1 protein-coding gene is annotated in these 256 nt (G+C 69.9%); it reads left to right on the plus strand.

Going from position 1 to position 256, the window contains the following annotated elements; all coding sequences use genetic code 11:
• On the plus strand, nt 1-256 hold a 256-nt coding region (locus MXD59_RS26140), incomplete at both ends, for a beta-ketoacyl synthase N-terminal-like domain-containing protein (protein WP_248827223.1).

Here is a 256-nt window from a genome sequence, read left to right on the forward strand (position 1 = left end):
CGTCGTGGGAGGCCTTCGAGCGGGCCGGGATCGATCCGGGGACGTTGCGGGGCAGCCAGACCGGGGTGTTCGTCGGCCTCATGTCGCAGGACTACGCGGCGCGGATCACCACCGTTCCCGAGGATCTCGAGGGCTATCTGGGCACCGGCACCGCGGGCAGCGTCGTCTCTGGCCGCCTCGCCTACACCTTCGGTCTGGAGGGGCCGGCGGTGACGGTGGACACGGCGTGTTCGTCGTCGTTGGTGGCGTTGCATCT

It is taken from the genome of Frankia umida, assembly GCF_023242945.1.
Classification (GTDB): Bacteria; Actinomycetota; Actinomycetes; order Frankiales; family Frankiaceae; genus Frankia; species Frankia umida.